We start from the raw sequence: 14,808 nt of genomic DNA, 5'->3' as shown, positions 1-14,808 counted from the left end.
ATCCCGATAAAGTTTCGTCTCGGAGCATCGGGCGGGGCGTGTCCGAGCGGAACATAAATATGCGATTGAAGAGTTCAGCAGTGTTGAAAAGTCTATCTGGAGCACATTTGCAAAAAGCGGGTGCAACGTCTTTCGTGAGGTTTATTGCGTTAACCCTTGCTGCGGCGTTCATAACCGCAACATCCGTTCAGACCGCAAAGGCCGACCCGAAATATGCGGGTATCGTCATCGACGCCAAGACCGGCAAGGTCCTCTATGGTGAGGATCCTGACGGCCTGCGTTATCCAGCCTCGCTGACGAAGATGATGACGCTTTACCTGACGTTCGAAGCACTCAATACCGGACGCATCTCGCTTGATTCCAAGGTGCCGGTTTCCGCCAATGCCGCCAAGGAGCCGCCATCCAAGCTCGGCGTGCGCGCCGGCGGCAGCATCACCGTGGAACAGGCTATCCTTGCGCTCGTCACCCGTTCTGCAAATGACATGGCAACCGCGCTCGGCGAATATATCGGCGGCTCGGAAGACCGCTTTGCCAGAATGATGACCGCCAAAGCCCGTGCACTCGGCATGACCCGCACGACCTATCGCAACGCCAACGGCCTGCCCAACACGGCGCAGATGACGACGGCACGCGACCAGGCCCGCCTCGGCGTGGCACTTCGCCAGCATTTTCCGCAATATTACGGCTATTTCTCCACCCGCACCTTCAACTTCGGCAAACAGGTTATCGGCAACCATAACCGCCTCGTCGGAACCGTGAAGGGCGTGGATGGCATCAAGACGGGCTACACCCGCGCAGCCGGCAGCAACCTTGCCACGTCGGCGCAGATCGACGGTCGCTCGATCGTCGCTGTCGTTCTCGGCGGCCGTTCGAGTGCTGCCCGTGACGCGACCATGCGCAAGCTTGTTGCTACTTCCCTGCCGCAGGCATCGCGCGGCGGCAACAGCAACCTGATCGCGCAGACGCGTTCTGCTCCGGTCGAAGAACCCGTTGCCGTGGCTGCAGCTGTGCCTTCCGTGGCCGTCGCAGCGACCGATTCCGGTCTTCCGCATGCAGGTCCCGTGCCGCAAACCCGTTACGAGGAAGCGCCGGTCACCGCCTTTGCGGGCTCCTCTTCCAATGCAGCCGTCAAGGCCATGGAAGCCGCCACCTGGCAGAAGGGCAAGGATCCGATTGCTCAGGCACCCGCTGCACCGGACCGCAAGTTGATCACCAACTCGACCAAGGTGGACAATATTACCACGGCGTCTGTCGCCTCCGCCCCTTCTGTTTCGGCCCGGTTCGAAGCTCCGCAAGGCGGCTGGGTAATCCAGATCGGCGCATCACCGGACGAAAATTCCGCCCGCGGCCTGTTGCAGAACGCGCAGGAAAAAGGCGGCGCGGCATTGCGCTCCGCAAAACCCTTCACGGTCGCCTTCAGCAAGGACGGCTCCCAGATCTACCGCGCCCGTTTCGGCGGCTTTGATGGCCAGAACGCTGCGGTGAATGCATGTAATGTACTGAAAAAGAAAGGCGTCAGCTGCTGGGCGTCACTCCAGTAACTGATGTTTCCGCAGGCGGTGCTTCATTGTCGAAACATCGCCTGTCTCCTCGAATTGTGTAATGAGTAGCGAGGCTTTCCAAGATGGCAGTCAACGAGAATTATTCGGACATTGCGTCTGGCAATGGGCATGGCAGCCTATCGGCTCTGCATCCCATTCACGAGGCGGCAATGCGTATCGCCGATCTCGGTCTCAACCGTTCCAAGGCAAAAACGCGCGATCTCGTGGCGCTGCTTCTGTCGCATGGCGCCCGCGCCTGGCGCTCCAATCAGCCGGAAGCAAACATCCACCTTCATGTCGCGAGCCGTTCGGGTCGCGCTCCGGTCCATATCCGGATTCGCTGAAAATCAAACGTAGCTGATACGACAAAAGAAAAACCCCGCGGAGCCTGAGCACCGCGGGGTTTTTTCTTGATTGGTACCCGAAGATGACGAGGCGGCTTACGCCTCGTTCTCCGGTGCCTCCGGCGTATCCGGCAGATCGTCGGCGGCATCTTCGCCATTACCGTTCTCTGCTTCGTCGTCGCCTTCCGGCTCGTTGATGCGCTCCACGGAAACCACCTTCTCATCCTTCGCGGTAGAGAAGATCGTCACACCCTTGGTGGCGCGGCTGGCGATGCGGATGCCGTTGACCGGCACGCGGATGAGCTGCCCGCCATCGGACACCAGCATGATCTGGTCGCCTTCGTCCACGGGGAAGGCCGCAACCAGTTCGCCGATCTCGTTGGTCTTCGAGGTGTCGGTGGCGCGGATGCCCTTGCCGCCGCGGCCCGAGGTGCGGAAGTCGTAGGAAGACGAGCGCTTGCCGAAGCCCTTCACGGAAACCGTCAGCACGAATTCTTCACGTGCCTTCAGTTCCTGATAACGCTCTTCGCTCAGTTCACCCTCTTCCGTCACTTCCTCGCCAACGAGTGCGATATCGTCCTCATCGACGCCTGCGGCACGCCGCTCAGCAGCCGAGCGCTTCAGATAGGCCGCACGCTCCCACGGCTCCGCTTCCACATGCCCGACAATGGTCATGGAGATGATGCGGTCGCCTTCGGCCATGTTGATGCCGCGCACGCCGACGGAGTTGCGGCCGGCAAAGACGCGCACATCGTCCACGGGGAAGCGGATGCACTGGCCGAGCGCGGTCGTCAGCAGCACGTCATCGCGGTCCGTACAGGTTTCGACGGAGAGGATTTCATCGCCCTCCTCGTCCAGCTTCATGGCGATCTTGCCATTGCGGTTGACCTGCACGAAATCGCCGAGCTTGTTGCGGCGAACCGTGCCGCGTGTCGTCGAGAACATCACGTCAAGCGTTTCCCAGGTGGTCTCATCCTCGGGCAACGGCATGATGGTGGTGATGCGCTCTCCGGGCTCCAGCGGCAACATGTTGATCAGGGCCTTGCCCTTGGACTGCGGCGTGCCGATCGGCAGACGCCAGACCTTTTCCTTGTAGACGATGCCACGCGAGGAGAAGAACAGTACCGGCGTATGGGTATTGGCAACGAAGAGGCGATTGACGAAATCCTCGTCGCGCGTCGCCATGCCAGAACGGCCCTTGCCGCCGCGACGCTGCGCCCGGTAGGTGGTCAGCGGCACACGCTTGATGTAGCCGAGATGCGAAACGGTGACGACCATGTCTTCGCGGGCGATGAGGTCCTCATCGTCCATGTCGGGGCCGCCCTCGACAATCTCGGAACGACGCGGCGTGCCGAACTCGTTGCGGATCGCGATGAGCTCTTCCGTGACGATCTGCATGATGCGCAGGCGTGACGACAGTATCTCAAGATATTCGCTGATTTCCGCGCCGATCTTGTTCAGCTCGTCGCCGATTTCATCGCGACCAAGTGCGGTGAGGCGGGCAAGGCGCAATTCGAGAATGGCGCGCGCCTGCTCTTCGGAGAGATTGTAGGTACCGTCTTCATTGATGCGGTGACGCGGATCGTCGATCAGACGGATCAGGCTTTCCACTTCCTGCGCCGGCCAGCGCCGGGTCATCAACTCCTCGCGCGCCGAAGCCGGATCGGGAGCGTGACGGATGACGCGGATGACCTCATCGATATTGGCGACGGAAATCGCCAGACCGACCAACACATGCGCACGCTCGCGCGCCTTGCGCAGCAGGTACTTCGTGCGGCGGCTGACGACATCCTCGCGGAAGGAGACGAAAGCGCGCAGCATGTCGAGCAGCGTCATCTGTTCCGGCTTGCCGCCGTTCAGCGCCACCATGTTGCAGCCGAAGGAGGTCTGCAGCGGTGTGTAGCGATAAAGCTGGTTCAGGATGACATCGGCATTGGCGTCGCGCTTCAGCTCGATGACGACGCGATAACCCTGGCGGTCGGATTCGTCGCGCAGGTCGGAAATGCCCTCGATGCGCTTTTCCTTGACCAGTTCAGCCATCTTCTCGATCATCGACGACTTGTTCACCTGATAGGGAACTTCGGTGATGATGATCTGCTCGCGGTCGCCACGCATCGGTTCGATGGTCGCGCGGCCGCGCATGATGACCGAACCGCGGCCCGTCTCGTAAGCTGAGCGGATGCCGGAGCGGCCCATGATCAGAGCACCGGTCGGGAAATCCGGGCCGGGAATGATCTGCATCAGTTCGGGCAGCTCGATCGCCGGATTTTCGATCAGCGCGATACAGCCGTCGATGACTTCGGACAGATTGTGCGGCGGAATATTGGTGGCCATGCCGACGGCGATGCCGCCTGCCCCGTTGACCAGGAGGTTCGGGAACTTGGCCGGAATGACGACCGGTTCCTGCAAGGTGCCGTCATAGTTGTCGCGGAAATCGACCGTTTCCTTGTCGAGATCGTCGAGCAGCGAATGGGCGGCCTTTTCCAGACGGCATTCGGTATAACGTTCGGCCGCCGGCGGATCCCCGTCGATGGAGCCGAAGTTACCCTGCCCGTCGATCAGTGGCAGGCGGAGCGACCAGTCCTGCGCCATACGCGCCAGCGCGTCATAAATCGCCGAATTGCCGTGCGGATGGAATTTACCCATCACGTCACCGGTAACGCGGGCGCATTTGACGTATTTCTTGTTCCAGTCGATGCCGAGTTCGGACATGCCGTAAAGAATACGGCGATGAACCGGCTTCAGGCCGTCTCGCACATCGGGAAGCGCGCGGGAAACGATAACGCTCATGGCGTAATCGAGATACGACCGCTGCATTTCCTCCATGATGGAAATCGGTTCAATGCCTGGCGGAAGTTTTCCGCCGCCGGGGGGGCTCTGGTCAGTCAAAACGGATCACATTCTCTGTTAAGAATCGGATGGATTTTTATAGCGGAAACAGCCACGTTAAGCCAATTTCCCGGCGAGTTTTGAACAGTCTTTTGCGTCATTTGCAAGACATACACCGCTTTTCGCCATTTAGGTCAGCAAAAGCGTCGCCACTCCCTTTTAAAGCGATTGCGACTTGCGTAGTCTCACGCGCAAAAAGGCAATAAGCGGGGAAAAAATGGCCAGCAGCGAAACGCTCATCAACGCGCTTACCACACTTCTGGTCACACTCGATCCGCCGGGTCTCGCCCCCGTCTTCCTGGCGCTCACCGCCGGCATGAACCGCGACCAGCGCAGCCAGGTGGCGCTGCGCGGTTCTATCATCGCCTTCGGCATTCTCGCCGTCTTCGCGCTCTTCGGCCTTGCGATCCTCAACCTGCTCGGCATTTCGCTCGGCGCCTTCCGCATCGCCGGCGGCCTTCTGCTGTTCTGGATCTCCTTCGAGATGATTTTCGAGAAGCGCCAGGAACGCAAGGAAAAGACTTCCGAAATCGCCATCACCAAGGACCACCTCCACAATCTGGCGGTCTTTCCGCTGGCGTTGCCCCTGATCGCCGGACCGGGCGCCATTTCCGCCACCGTGCTGCTTGCCGGCTCAATGAAGACCACCGTCGAGATGGTGGTGCTCATCCTGATCCTCGCTTTCGCCATGGCCCTTGTTTATGCCGCGCTCATCGTTTCGGAGCGGATGGACCGCTTTCTCGGCAATACCGGCCGCGCGATCCTTACCCGACTGCTCGGCGTTCTGCTTGCGGCGCTTTCCGTGCAATTCGTGGTCGATGGCATAAAATCGGCCTTCGCGTTCTGAGCCGCTTCGCGACACTAGCGCAATAAATTCCCGCCAACCGCTGAAATGCCGGAAAATCCTCCCTTTAAATCCGCCCTCTGCTTCGGCTAAAAGACGCATGTTTTTTCGGATTCGAAAGTTATCTCCATGCGTTCCACGCTGCGCCGCCTCATCCCGGATGCCGCACCCGTCAGCAACAGGGAAAGGCTACGCTCCGCAACCGGCGCCTTTGTCGGCATCCTGCTGACCGGCCTTTTGGGAAGTCTTGCTCTCCGTTTCGATCCCACCCTGCCAGCCATGATCGCGCCGATGGGCGCTTCGGCCGTGCTTTTGTTTGCCGTGCCCTCCAGCCCGCTGGCGCAGCCATGGTCGATCCTCTGCGGCAACCTCGTTTCGGCTTTCGTTGGTGTGACCGTGGCGCTGCTGGTTCCGGATTTGTTTCTTGCCAGCGCGCTCGCCATCAGCCTCGCCATCGCCGCCATGATGGCGCTGCGCTGCCTGCACCCGCCAAGCGGTGCTGTCGCACTGACTGCCGTCCTCGGCGGCCCTGCCGTGCACAGCCTCGGCTATGGTTTCCTGCTGTGGCCGGTCGCCGGAAACTCGCTGATCCTTCTTGCTTTGGCCCTCGCCTATAACAATGCCACCGGTCGCGCCTATCCGCACGGCCTGAAGCTCGGCAAGGCCGCCCACGGTACCACGGATCCGACACCCATCCAGAAAATCGGCTTTTCCTCCACCGATCTCGACGAAGTGCTGAAGGAATATGACGAGTTCATCGATATCGACCGCGATGCGCTGGAAACCATCCTGCGCAGGACCGAGTTGCGTTCCTACCGGCGTCGCGCGCTGCATCTCGATTGCGAAAGCGTCATGTCACGCGACGTGGTCGGTGTTGCTCCTGACGACAGCCTGCGCCACGCCCATGCGCTGATGCACAGCCATCATTTCAAGGCGCTGCCCGTCACCAATGACAGGGCCGAAATCGTCGGCATCGTCACCCAGACGGATTTTCTGGAAAAGGCGAGCTGGAGAAACGGTCGTCCCTCCATCGGTTTCCTGCAGCGGCTGCGCCTCATCCTGTCCGGCGCAAGCGCACCCAATGATACGGTCAAGGACATCATGACATCACCGGTGAAAACCGTGCGACCGGAAACCTCCATCGAGGAAGCCATCATCCGCTTTGCGGAGGAAGGGCTGCATTATCTGCCGGTGATCGATGCCAGGGGCAAGATGGTGGGCATCGTGTCGCAATCCGATGTCATGGTCGCGATGCTGGCGGACAAAGTCGCGGCATAGCTTGCCGCGACGTGGAAGTATCCTCCTCTCAGGAGGAACCGGCAAAGCCTGAAGTCAGCGTCTCGCCTTCAGGAGGCGCTGCCACAGCGTGCCGCCGAAGAACCGACCGAGCACGACAAAATAGGCGATGATCAGCGCGAAGGCGATAAAGGCGGGCGCGCCGTTGAGGGCAAAACCTTCAGGCGTTCGCCCACCCGCGACCGTCGCGACCAGAAATCCGGCGGCGAAAAACGCCGTCCAGAAATCGAGGAAAAAAGCAAGAATGATGCGCCAGGTGGCGGGCTGTTTCGGCTGCACGGTTTCGTCAGTCAAGCTCACCTCCTGTCACGCGTTTCTTGATCCACCGTCCGATCAGAACGGGATGTCGTCGTCCATATCATTGGAGAAGCCGCCGGCGGGCTGGCTGCCGCCACGGGCAGAGCCGCCGCGCGACGAGGACTGCTGGTCGTAACCGCCGCCATAGCTGGAGCCGCCGCCGCTGCCATAATCGTTGCCGCCGCCGAAATCGCCACCGCCGCTGCGGGCAGCACCGCCGCCCTCGCCGCGACCGTCAAGCATGGTCAGCGTGGAGTTGAAGCCCTGCAGCACGATTTCGGTGGAGTAACGGTCGTTACCGGTCTGGTCCTGCCATTTGCGGGTCTGCAGCTGGCCTTCGATATAGAGCTTGGCGCCCTTCTTGACATATTGCTCGACGACCTTGCACAGGCCTTCGTTGAAAACCACGACGGTGTGCCATTCGGTCTTTTCCTTGCGCTCGCCGCTATTGCGGTCACGCCAGGTCTCCGAGGTGGCGATGCGCAGGTTGGCGATGGGGCGGCCATCCTGCGTCCGGCGGATTTCGGGATCAGCGCCCACGTTCCCGATCAGAATTACCTTGTTTACGCTACCAGCCATCTCGTCATCCTGTCCGCCGGCCATCATGACCGGCAATTGCATTTCAAAAAATTTGCCACACAATAGCTGCCGCCGCCCGCAAAGGGCACCGCAAGCATGGAACTATCCACAAAGAATAATCTTAAGCTGCGGGAGCGGACATTCGCGCTTGCATTTCGTTCCTTTTTTGTTCTATTAAATCGCAGATTTCGAGTCAAGCTTTCCGAAAAGCTGCGACCGAGAGGGAATAGACCTCGACACACCCGGCTGCGTCACTACATAAGGACGCGCTGCCATCAAGCCTGTTATTTTTGTCCGAGCCTTGTCATGAGTGAACTGAAGACGATTTCCATCCGTGGCGCCCGCGAGCATAACCTCAAGGGCATCGATCTGGATTTGCCGCGCAACAAGCTGATCGTCATGACCGGCCTTTCCGGCTCGGGCAAGTCTTCGCTTGCCTTCGATACGATCTATGCCGAAGGCCAGCGCCGTTATGTCGAAAGCCTCTCGGCCTATGCGCGCCAGTTCCTGGAGATGATGCAGAAGCCGGATGTCGACCAGATCGACGGCCTGTCGCCAGCAATCTCCATCGAGCAGAAGACCACCTCGCGCAACCCGCGCTCCACGGTCGGCACGGTCACCGAGATCTACGATTATATGCGCCTTCTCTTCGCGCGTGTCGGTGTCCCCTATTCGCCAGCCACCGGCCTGCCGATCGAAAGCCAGACGGTCAGCCAGATGGTCGATCGCATTCTCGCTTTCGAGGAAGGTACGCGTCTTTATATTCTTGCGCCGATAGTCCGCGGCCGCAAAGGCGAATATAAGAAGGAACTCGCCGATCTGATGAAGAAGGGCTTCCAGCGCGTCAAGGTGGATGGCCAGTTCTACGAAATCGCCGACGTTCCTGCTCTGGACAAGAAATACAAGCACGACATCGACGTGGTGGTCGATCGCGCCGTCGTGCGCCCGGACATGGCAGCACGCCTTGCCGACAGTCTCGAGACCTGCCTCAAGCTCGCCGACGGGCTGGCGATTGCGGAATTTGCTGACAAGCCCCTGCCGCCGGAAGAAACCGCCGCCGGCGGTTCCGCCAACAAATCGCTCAACGAGACCCATGAGCGGGTGCTGTTTTCGGAAAAATTTGCCTGCCCCGTTTCCGGCTTCACCATTCCAGAAATCGAGCCCCGGCTGTTCTCCTTCAACAACCCCTTCGGCGCCTGCCCGAGCTGCGATGGCCTTGGCTCGCAGCAGAAGGTGGATGAAAACCTGATCGTTCCGGAACCGGCACGAACGCTGCGGGACGGCGCGATAGCTCCCTGGGCCAAATCATCCTCGCCCTATTACAACCAGACGCTGGAAGCACTCGGCAAGGCCTTCGGTTTCAAGCTCTCGAGCAAATGGTCGGACCTTTCGAAGGACGCACAGAACGCCATCCTGCAGGGCACCGAGGAAAAGATCGAATTCAACTACCAGGACGGCGCCCGCTCCTACAAGACGGTGAAGAATTTCGAAGGCATCGTGCCCAATCTCGAGCGTCGCTGGAAAGAGACCGACAGCGCCTGGGCGCGTGAGGAAATCGAACGCTACATGTCGGCGGCCCCCTGCCCGGCCTGCGCCGGTTATCGCCTGAAGCCGGAAGCGCTCGCCGTCAAGATCAACAAGCTGCATATTGGTGAAGTCACCCAAATGTCGATCCGCATGGCGCGCGACTGGTTTGAAGTGCTGCCGGAAAACCTCAACGCCAAGCAGAACGAAATCGCAGTCCGCATCCTCAAGGAAATCCGCGAGCGCCTGCGCTTCCTCAATGATGTCGGACTGGATTATCTCAGCCTGTCGCGCAATTCCGGCACGCTTTCCGGCGGTGAAAGCCAGCGTATCCGTCTGGCCTCGCAGATCGGCCCGGGCCCGCCGGGCGTTCTCTATGTTCTCGACGAGCCGTCAATCGGCCTGCACCAGCGCGACAACGCCCGCCTGCTCGATACGCTGAAACATCTGCGCGATATCGGCAATACTGTCATCGTGGTCGAACATGACGAAGACGCCATTCTGACGGCCGATTATGTCGTCGATATCGGCCCGGCCGCCGGCATTCATGGCGGTCAGGTGATTGCCGAAGGATCACCGCAGGAGGTGATGGCCAATCCGAAATCGCTGACCGGCAAATATCTTTCGGGCGAACTCGGCGTCGCCGTGCCGGCTGAGCGTCGCAAGCCCAAGAAGGGCCGCGAAATCAAGGTGTTTGGCGCGCGCGGCAACAACCTGAAGAATGTCACGGCAGCTGTGCCGCTCGGTGTTTTCACTGCCGTAACCGGCGTTTCGGGCGGCGGCAAATCCACATTCCTGATCGAGACGCTTTATAAATCGGCGGCGCGCCGGGTGATGGGTGCGCGCGAAATCCCGGCCGAGCACGACCGCATCGATGGTTTCGAATTCATCGACAAGGTGATCGATATCGACCAGTCGCCGATTGGCCGCACGCCGCGTTCCAACCCGGCCACCTATACCGGTGCGTTCACGCCGATCCGCGACTGGTTCGCCGGTCTGCCGGAAGCCAAGGCGCGCGGTTACGCGCCGGGCCGTTTCTCCTTCAACGTCAAGGGCGGCCGCTGCGAGGCCTGCCAGGGCGATGGCGTCATCAAGATCGAGATGCACTTCCTGCCTGACGTTTACGTCACCTGCGATGTCTGCCACGGCAAGCGTTATAATCGCGAGACGCTTGACGTCACCTTCAAGGGCAAATCCATCGCCGACGTGCTGGATATGACGGTGGAGGAAGGCGTGGAATTCTTCGCCGCCGTGCCGGCTGTGCGCGACAAGCTGCAATCGCTTTTCGATGTCGGCCTCGGTTATATCAAGGTCGGCCAGCAGGCCAATACGCTCTCCGGCGGCGAAGCGCAGCGCGTCAAGCTCGCCAAGGAACTGTCCAAGCGCTCCACCGGTCGCACGCTCTACATTCTCGACGAGCCGACGACCGGCCTGCATTTCCACGATGTCAACAAGCTGCTCGAAATGCTGCATGCGCTTGTGGAACAGGGTAATTCCGTCGTGGTGATCGAGCACAATCTCGAAGTCATCAAGACGGCGGACTGGATCATCGATATCGGGCCTGAAGGCGGCACGGGCGGCGGCGAAGTGGTGGCGACCGGTACGCCGGAAGACATCGTGAAAGTCGAGCGTTCCTATACCGGTCACTTCCTGAAGGAGCTTCTGGAGCGCCGGCCGGCCGGAAAACGGGAGGCTGCGGAGTAATCCGCAGCTTTCGTCGCAAAGGTTCGAAAGGCCGAAGGCCGGAGGAGGAACAGCATATGTCGACATCAGGCACGATCCGCACCGGTATCGGCGGCTGGACCTTCGAGCCCTGGGAAGGCACATTTTACCCCGAAAAATTGCCGAAGAAGCGCCAATTGGAGCACGCCAGCCGGCAGCTCACGGCCATTGAGGTGAACGGCACCTATTACAGCAGCCAGAAACCGGAGACCTTCGCCAAATGGGCTTCCGAAGTGCCCGAGGATTTCGTCTTCTCGCTAAAGGCAAGCCGCTTTGTCACCAACCGCAGGGTTCTGGCCGAAGCCGGTGAATCGATGATGAAGTTCCTGACGCAGGGGCTGACCGAACTCGGGTCCCATCTCGGTCCCATCCTCTGGCAATTCGCACCGACGAAAAAATTCGACGCGGAGGATTTCGGCGCATTTTTGTCCCTGTTACCTGAGAAGCAGGACGGTATTCGTCTTCGCCATGTCGTCGAGGTGCGCAACCCGACATTTCAGGTTCCGGAATTCATCGATCTTCTCGCCAAGCACAAGGTCGCCGTCGTCTGCGCCGACCATCATGACTATCCGATGCTGCCTGACGTGACGGCCGATTTCGTCTATTGCCGCCTGCAGAAGGGCGAGGACGACATCAAGACCTGTTATCCGAAAAAAGAAATCGACCACTGGGCCGAGCGGGTAAAGACCTATGCCAAGGGCGGCATGCCGGACGATCTACCGCTGATCGCCGCCGAGCGAAAAGTCGAAAAGACACCGCGCGACGTCTTCGCCTTCTTCATCACCGGCGGCAAGGTCAATGCGCCCAATGGTGCGCAGGAACTGCAAAAGGCGGTCTGAGCGCTTTCAGCCCGCCATTTCTTTCGTCGGGCTGAAATCTATGGCCGCGAAAGCGGCCTCGATCACCTCCGGGCCAGCCCCCGGCCGGGTGGCATCGCTGGAGAGGATTTGCCGGAAACGGCGCGCGCCGGGCATGCCCTGAAACAGTCCGACCATATGGCGAGTGACGTGGTTGAGACGTCCACCCGCGGCGATATAGTCGGCGGCATAGGCCATCATGGCGTCACGCAGCGCCATCCAGTCCGGCTGCCGGGCCTCTTCGCCATAGATGCGATGGTCGACATCGGCAAGGATGGACGTGTTGTGATAGGCCGCCCGGCCGAGCATCACACCATCCATATGTTGGAGGTGCCCGCTCGCCTGATCGAGATCGGCGATACCGCCATTGATGCCGATAAAGACGTCAAGGTTTTTCCGCTTCATGCGATAGACGAGATCATAATCGAGCGGCGGCACTTCGCGGTTTTCCTTCGGCGAAAGCCCTTGCAGCCAGGCTTTTCGCGCATGAACCCAGACGGCGTCCGCGCCTGCCGCAACAACCCGCTTCAGAAAATCCGGCAAAACCGCTTCCGGCTGCTGATCATCCACGCCGATCCGGCATTTCACCGTAACCGGCACGCGGGCGACAGCCTTCATTGCCGAGACACATTGCGCCACCACATCAGGCTCGCGCATCAGGCATGCACCAAAGGTACCAGATTGCACCCGATCCGAGGGACAGCCGACATTGAGATTGATCTCATCATAGGCGTAGTCCCCGGCGATCCTCACCGCCTCGGCAAGCTTGGCCGGATCAGACCCACCAAGCTGCAGCGCGACGGGATGTTCCTGAGGGTGATAGCCGAGCAGCCTGTCACGCTGACCATGGATAATGGCGTCGGCGACGATCATTTCGGTATAAAGCAGCGCACGCTTCGACAATTGCCGGTGCAGAAATCTGCACCTCGTGTCGGTCCAGTCGATCATCGGGGCCACGGCGAAGATTTTTTCGCCTGATTTCATTGCATTTTCGTAAAAATTCAACTCTTTATGCTCGCTTGCTTAATGTCATGTGTTAGCGCTCTTTTTCTTATTTTTTCACGCTGTTGCACCGATTTTCAGGTTGAAGTACAACGACGTCGTACCAGATACAGGAATGTTGTACCGATGGGAACGATCACCGCGAGAAAACGAAAAGACGGTTCAGTGGGTTATACCGCGCAGATCCTTCGAAAAAAAGGCGGTCGTATCGTTTTCCGAGAGGCCAAGACCTTTGATAAAAAACGCGAGGCAGAATCGTGGATTCGTTTTCGCGAGACTGAAATCGACAAACCAGGTGCGCTGGAGCGGCTGAACGCGGATCGCTTCACACTCGCGGACGCCATTGATCGGTACCTCAAAGAGAAAGGAACAATGGGGTCCACGAAGGCACAGGTGCTTCGTACGATTAAAACCTTCAAGATCGCCACAATGGACTGCGCAGATATTCGGAGCGATGACATCGTTACGTTTGCAAACCAACTCGCAGTGGGCCGTAAGCCGCAGACGGTCGGAAGCTACATTTCGCACTTGTCTTCCATATTCTCCATTGCTCGGCCGGCGTGGGGCATGCCGCTTGATCCCATCGCCATGCGGGATGCGCAAACGGTCCTCAGAAAACTGAACGCGATTGCCAATTCTGAGAGCCGCACTCGTCGCCCCACTCTCGCCGAGCTCGACAGGATCATGGAGTACTTCACCAGCCGAAACTTGGCGACGCCGCATGTGTCTCGCATGGATCGGGTGGTCGCGTTTGCTATCTACTCGACACGCCGGCAGGAGGAAATCGTCCGTATAGAATGGGAAGATCTAGATGAGGTGCACAGCCGCATCCTCGTCCGGGATCTCAAGCACCCGGGACAAAAGAAGGGCAACGACGTGTGGTGCGAACTTCCACCAGAGGCATTGCAGATCATCAAAGCCATGCCGAAGAATGGGCCGCGGATATTCCCCTACGGTACGGCTGGGGTTGGCGCCGCGTTCACACGTGCCTGCCAGTTCCTTGAGATCAAAGACCTGCACTTCCATGACTTGCGGCACGAGGGAATTTCCCGCCTGTTCGAGATGGGCAGGACAATCTCCCCTCGCCGCCAGCGTATCCGGCCACCGCACTTGGAACAGCTTAAAGCGTTACACGCAGATCAGGGAGAAGGGTGACAAGTTCGAGGGATGGAAGTGGTTGAAGACCGTCACCGAGAATTGAGCGCGCGCCTGGCGTATATTTCAATAAGTCAATAGCTCGCATTGTTTGTGAGGGCAGCCTAAGCCGCCCCAGCATGTGGGAAATTTAGGACATTGCGGATGTTTTCCGCATTGATGACCGTCCATGGGCAAAAGTCGCGGGCCGGAGTAAGGCCCAATTATTCTTTGAAGTTTGGCATCATTTTCTTGACCAACTCAACCGTCGTATCGTGACACTGGCCGGTAAAGGCCATGTGCGTCGTCTCCCCGAGATCGGCCACGGACACACCAGCACCAAGCGACAAAGCCAGAAAGTTTGTCGTAAGCTTAAAACCGTCTTTGGACGCGAAAACTATTGAACCACCGTCATTCTTGCCGACCAATTCAAAACGCTTACAGGGCATCTCAGCGTCGTCCTCGACACCATCTGCAGCACAAAGCAAAGTCGATTTTGGAGACACAATGGCAAAGTTTTCCGCTTCTTCCTCGACCTTTTTTTTCGACGTCTCGGTAATAACCCGGTTGAATTGACAGGCCATAACCTGACCTTTCGGGATACCCAGATCCAGCCCGGAACGTGTTCCAGCGTCTTGCGCCACCGCTGCGGTGTCAATCGGCGTCGTAACGGGACCCCTTATCGGCTCCCAAAAGGGACCCCTGCCTCTGGTTGCATCGGGTCAGCGCGCGTAGGCCCGGAGCTCTCCATTTAGCGCAGGGGCCTGCGGGCGCGGGTT

11 protein-coding genes and 1 pseudogene are annotated in these 14,808 nt (G+C 59.3%); 7 read left to right on the top strand and 5 right to left on the bottom strand.

The features are described from left to right. Positions 1–134: 134 nt before the first annotated feature. Both ASB65_RS18645 and ASB65_RS18640 read left to right on the top strand, forming a co-directional pair. Positions 135–1,541, top strand: coding sequence for a D-alanyl-D-alanine carboxypeptidase family protein (locus ASB65_RS18645; RefSeq protein WP_060725010.1), 1,407 nt, complete (start codon positions 135–137; stop codon positions 1,539–1,541). Between the two features lie 83 nt (positions 1,542–1,624). Then, positions 1,625–1,885, top strand: a complete 261-nt coding sequence (locus ASB65_RS18640; protein WP_060725000.1) for a hypothetical protein — start codon at positions 1,625–1,627, stop codon at positions 1,883–1,885. A gap of 96 nt (positions 1,886–1,981) precedes the next feature. On the opposite strand, the gene gyrA is transcribed toward ASB65_RS18640, so the two are convergent. Further along, entirely contained in the window at positions 1,982–4,774 is a 2,793-nt protein-coding gene (gene gyrA / locus ASB65_RS18635) for a DNA gyrase subunit A (protein WP_060724999.1), read from the bottom strand. A gap of 217 nt (positions 4,775–4,991) precedes the next feature. On the opposite strand from gyrA, the gene ASB65_RS18630 reads away from it, so the two are divergent. Together ASB65_RS18630 and ASB65_RS18625 are read left to right on the top strand one after the other, a co-directional pair. Further along, positions 4,992–5,621 (top strand): MarC family protein, encoded by a 630-nt coding sequence (locus ASB65_RS18630; RefSeq protein WP_003502754.1) that lies wholly within the window; start codon positions 4,992–4,994, stop codon positions 5,619–5,621. A gap of 126 nt (positions 5,622–5,747) precedes the next feature. After that, positions 5,748–6,896: an HPP family protein gene (locus ASB65_RS18625; protein ID WP_003502756.1), complete on the top strand. Its 1,149-nt coding sequence runs from the start codon at positions 5,748–5,750 to the stop codon at positions 6,894–6,896. A gap of 54 nt (positions 6,897–6,950) precedes the next feature. Here ASB65_RS18625 and ASB65_RS18620 read toward each other — a convergent pair whose 3' ends face one another. Both ASB65_RS18620 and ASB65_RS18615 read right to left on the bottom strand, forming a co-directional pair. Beyond that, entirely contained in the window at positions 6,951–7,214 is a 264-nt protein-coding gene (locus ASB65_RS18620; protein WP_223564850.1) for a hypothetical protein, read from the bottom strand. A gap of 33 nt (positions 7,215–7,247) precedes the next feature. Beyond that, positions 7,248–7,832 carry a single-stranded DNA-binding protein gene (locus tag ASB65_RS18615; RefSeq protein WP_003502762.1) on the bottom strand — a complete coding sequence of 195 codons (585 nt, stop codon included), beginning with the start codon at positions 7,830–7,832 and terminating at the stop codon, positions 7,248–7,250. A 264-nt stretch (positions 7,833–8,096) separates the two neighbouring features. Here ASB65_RS18615 and uvrA point away from each other — a divergent pair, with 264 nt between their 5' ends. Then, positions 8,097–11,018, top strand: a complete 2,922-nt coding sequence (uvrA, locus tag ASB65_RS18610) for an excinuclease ABC subunit UvrA (protein WP_060724998.1) — start codon at positions 8,097–8,099, stop codon at positions 11,016–11,018. Between the two features lie 56 nt (positions 11,019–11,074). Continuing rightward, positions 11,075–11,875 carry a DUF72 domain-containing protein gene (locus tag ASB65_RS18605; RefSeq protein ID WP_060724997.1) on the top strand — a complete coding sequence of 267 codons (801 nt, stop codon included), beginning with the start codon at positions 11,075–11,077 and terminating at the stop codon, positions 11,873–11,875. Between the two features lie 6 nt (positions 11,876–11,881). Here ASB65_RS18605 and dusA read toward each other — a convergent pair whose 3' ends face one another. After that, positions 11,882–12,877, bottom strand: a complete 996-nt coding sequence (dusA, locus tag ASB65_RS18600) for a tRNA dihydrouridine(20/20a) synthase DusA (protein ID WP_060724996.1) — start codon at positions 12,875–12,877, stop codon at positions 11,882–11,884. A 144-nt stretch (positions 12,878–13,021) separates the two neighbouring features. On the opposite strand from dusA, the pseudogene ASB65_RS18595 reads away from it, so the two are divergent. Beyond that, positions 13,022–14,096, top strand: a pseudogene (locus ASB65_RS18595) (tyrosine-type recombinase/integrase). Between the two features lie 157 nt (positions 14,097–14,253). Here ASB65_RS18595 and ASB65_RS18590 read toward each other — a convergent pair. Next, the gene (locus ASB65_RS18590) at positions 14,254–14,673 is read right to left on the bottom strand and encodes a hypothetical protein (protein WP_139786503.1); all 420 of its coding nucleotides are present in this window, start codon (positions 14,671–14,673) and stop codon (positions 14,254–14,256) included. Positions 14,674–14,808 lie beyond the last annotated feature (135 nt).

The sequence above is a fragment of the Agrobacterium tumefaciens str. B6 genome, from assembly GCF_001541315.1.
Classification (GTDB): Bacteria; Pseudomonadota; Alphaproteobacteria; order Rhizobiales; family Rhizobiaceae; genus Agrobacterium; species Agrobacterium radiobacter.
The sequence above is the reverse complement of the archived record's forward strand: the minus strand, read 5'-3'. Positions and strand labels throughout refer to the sequence as shown.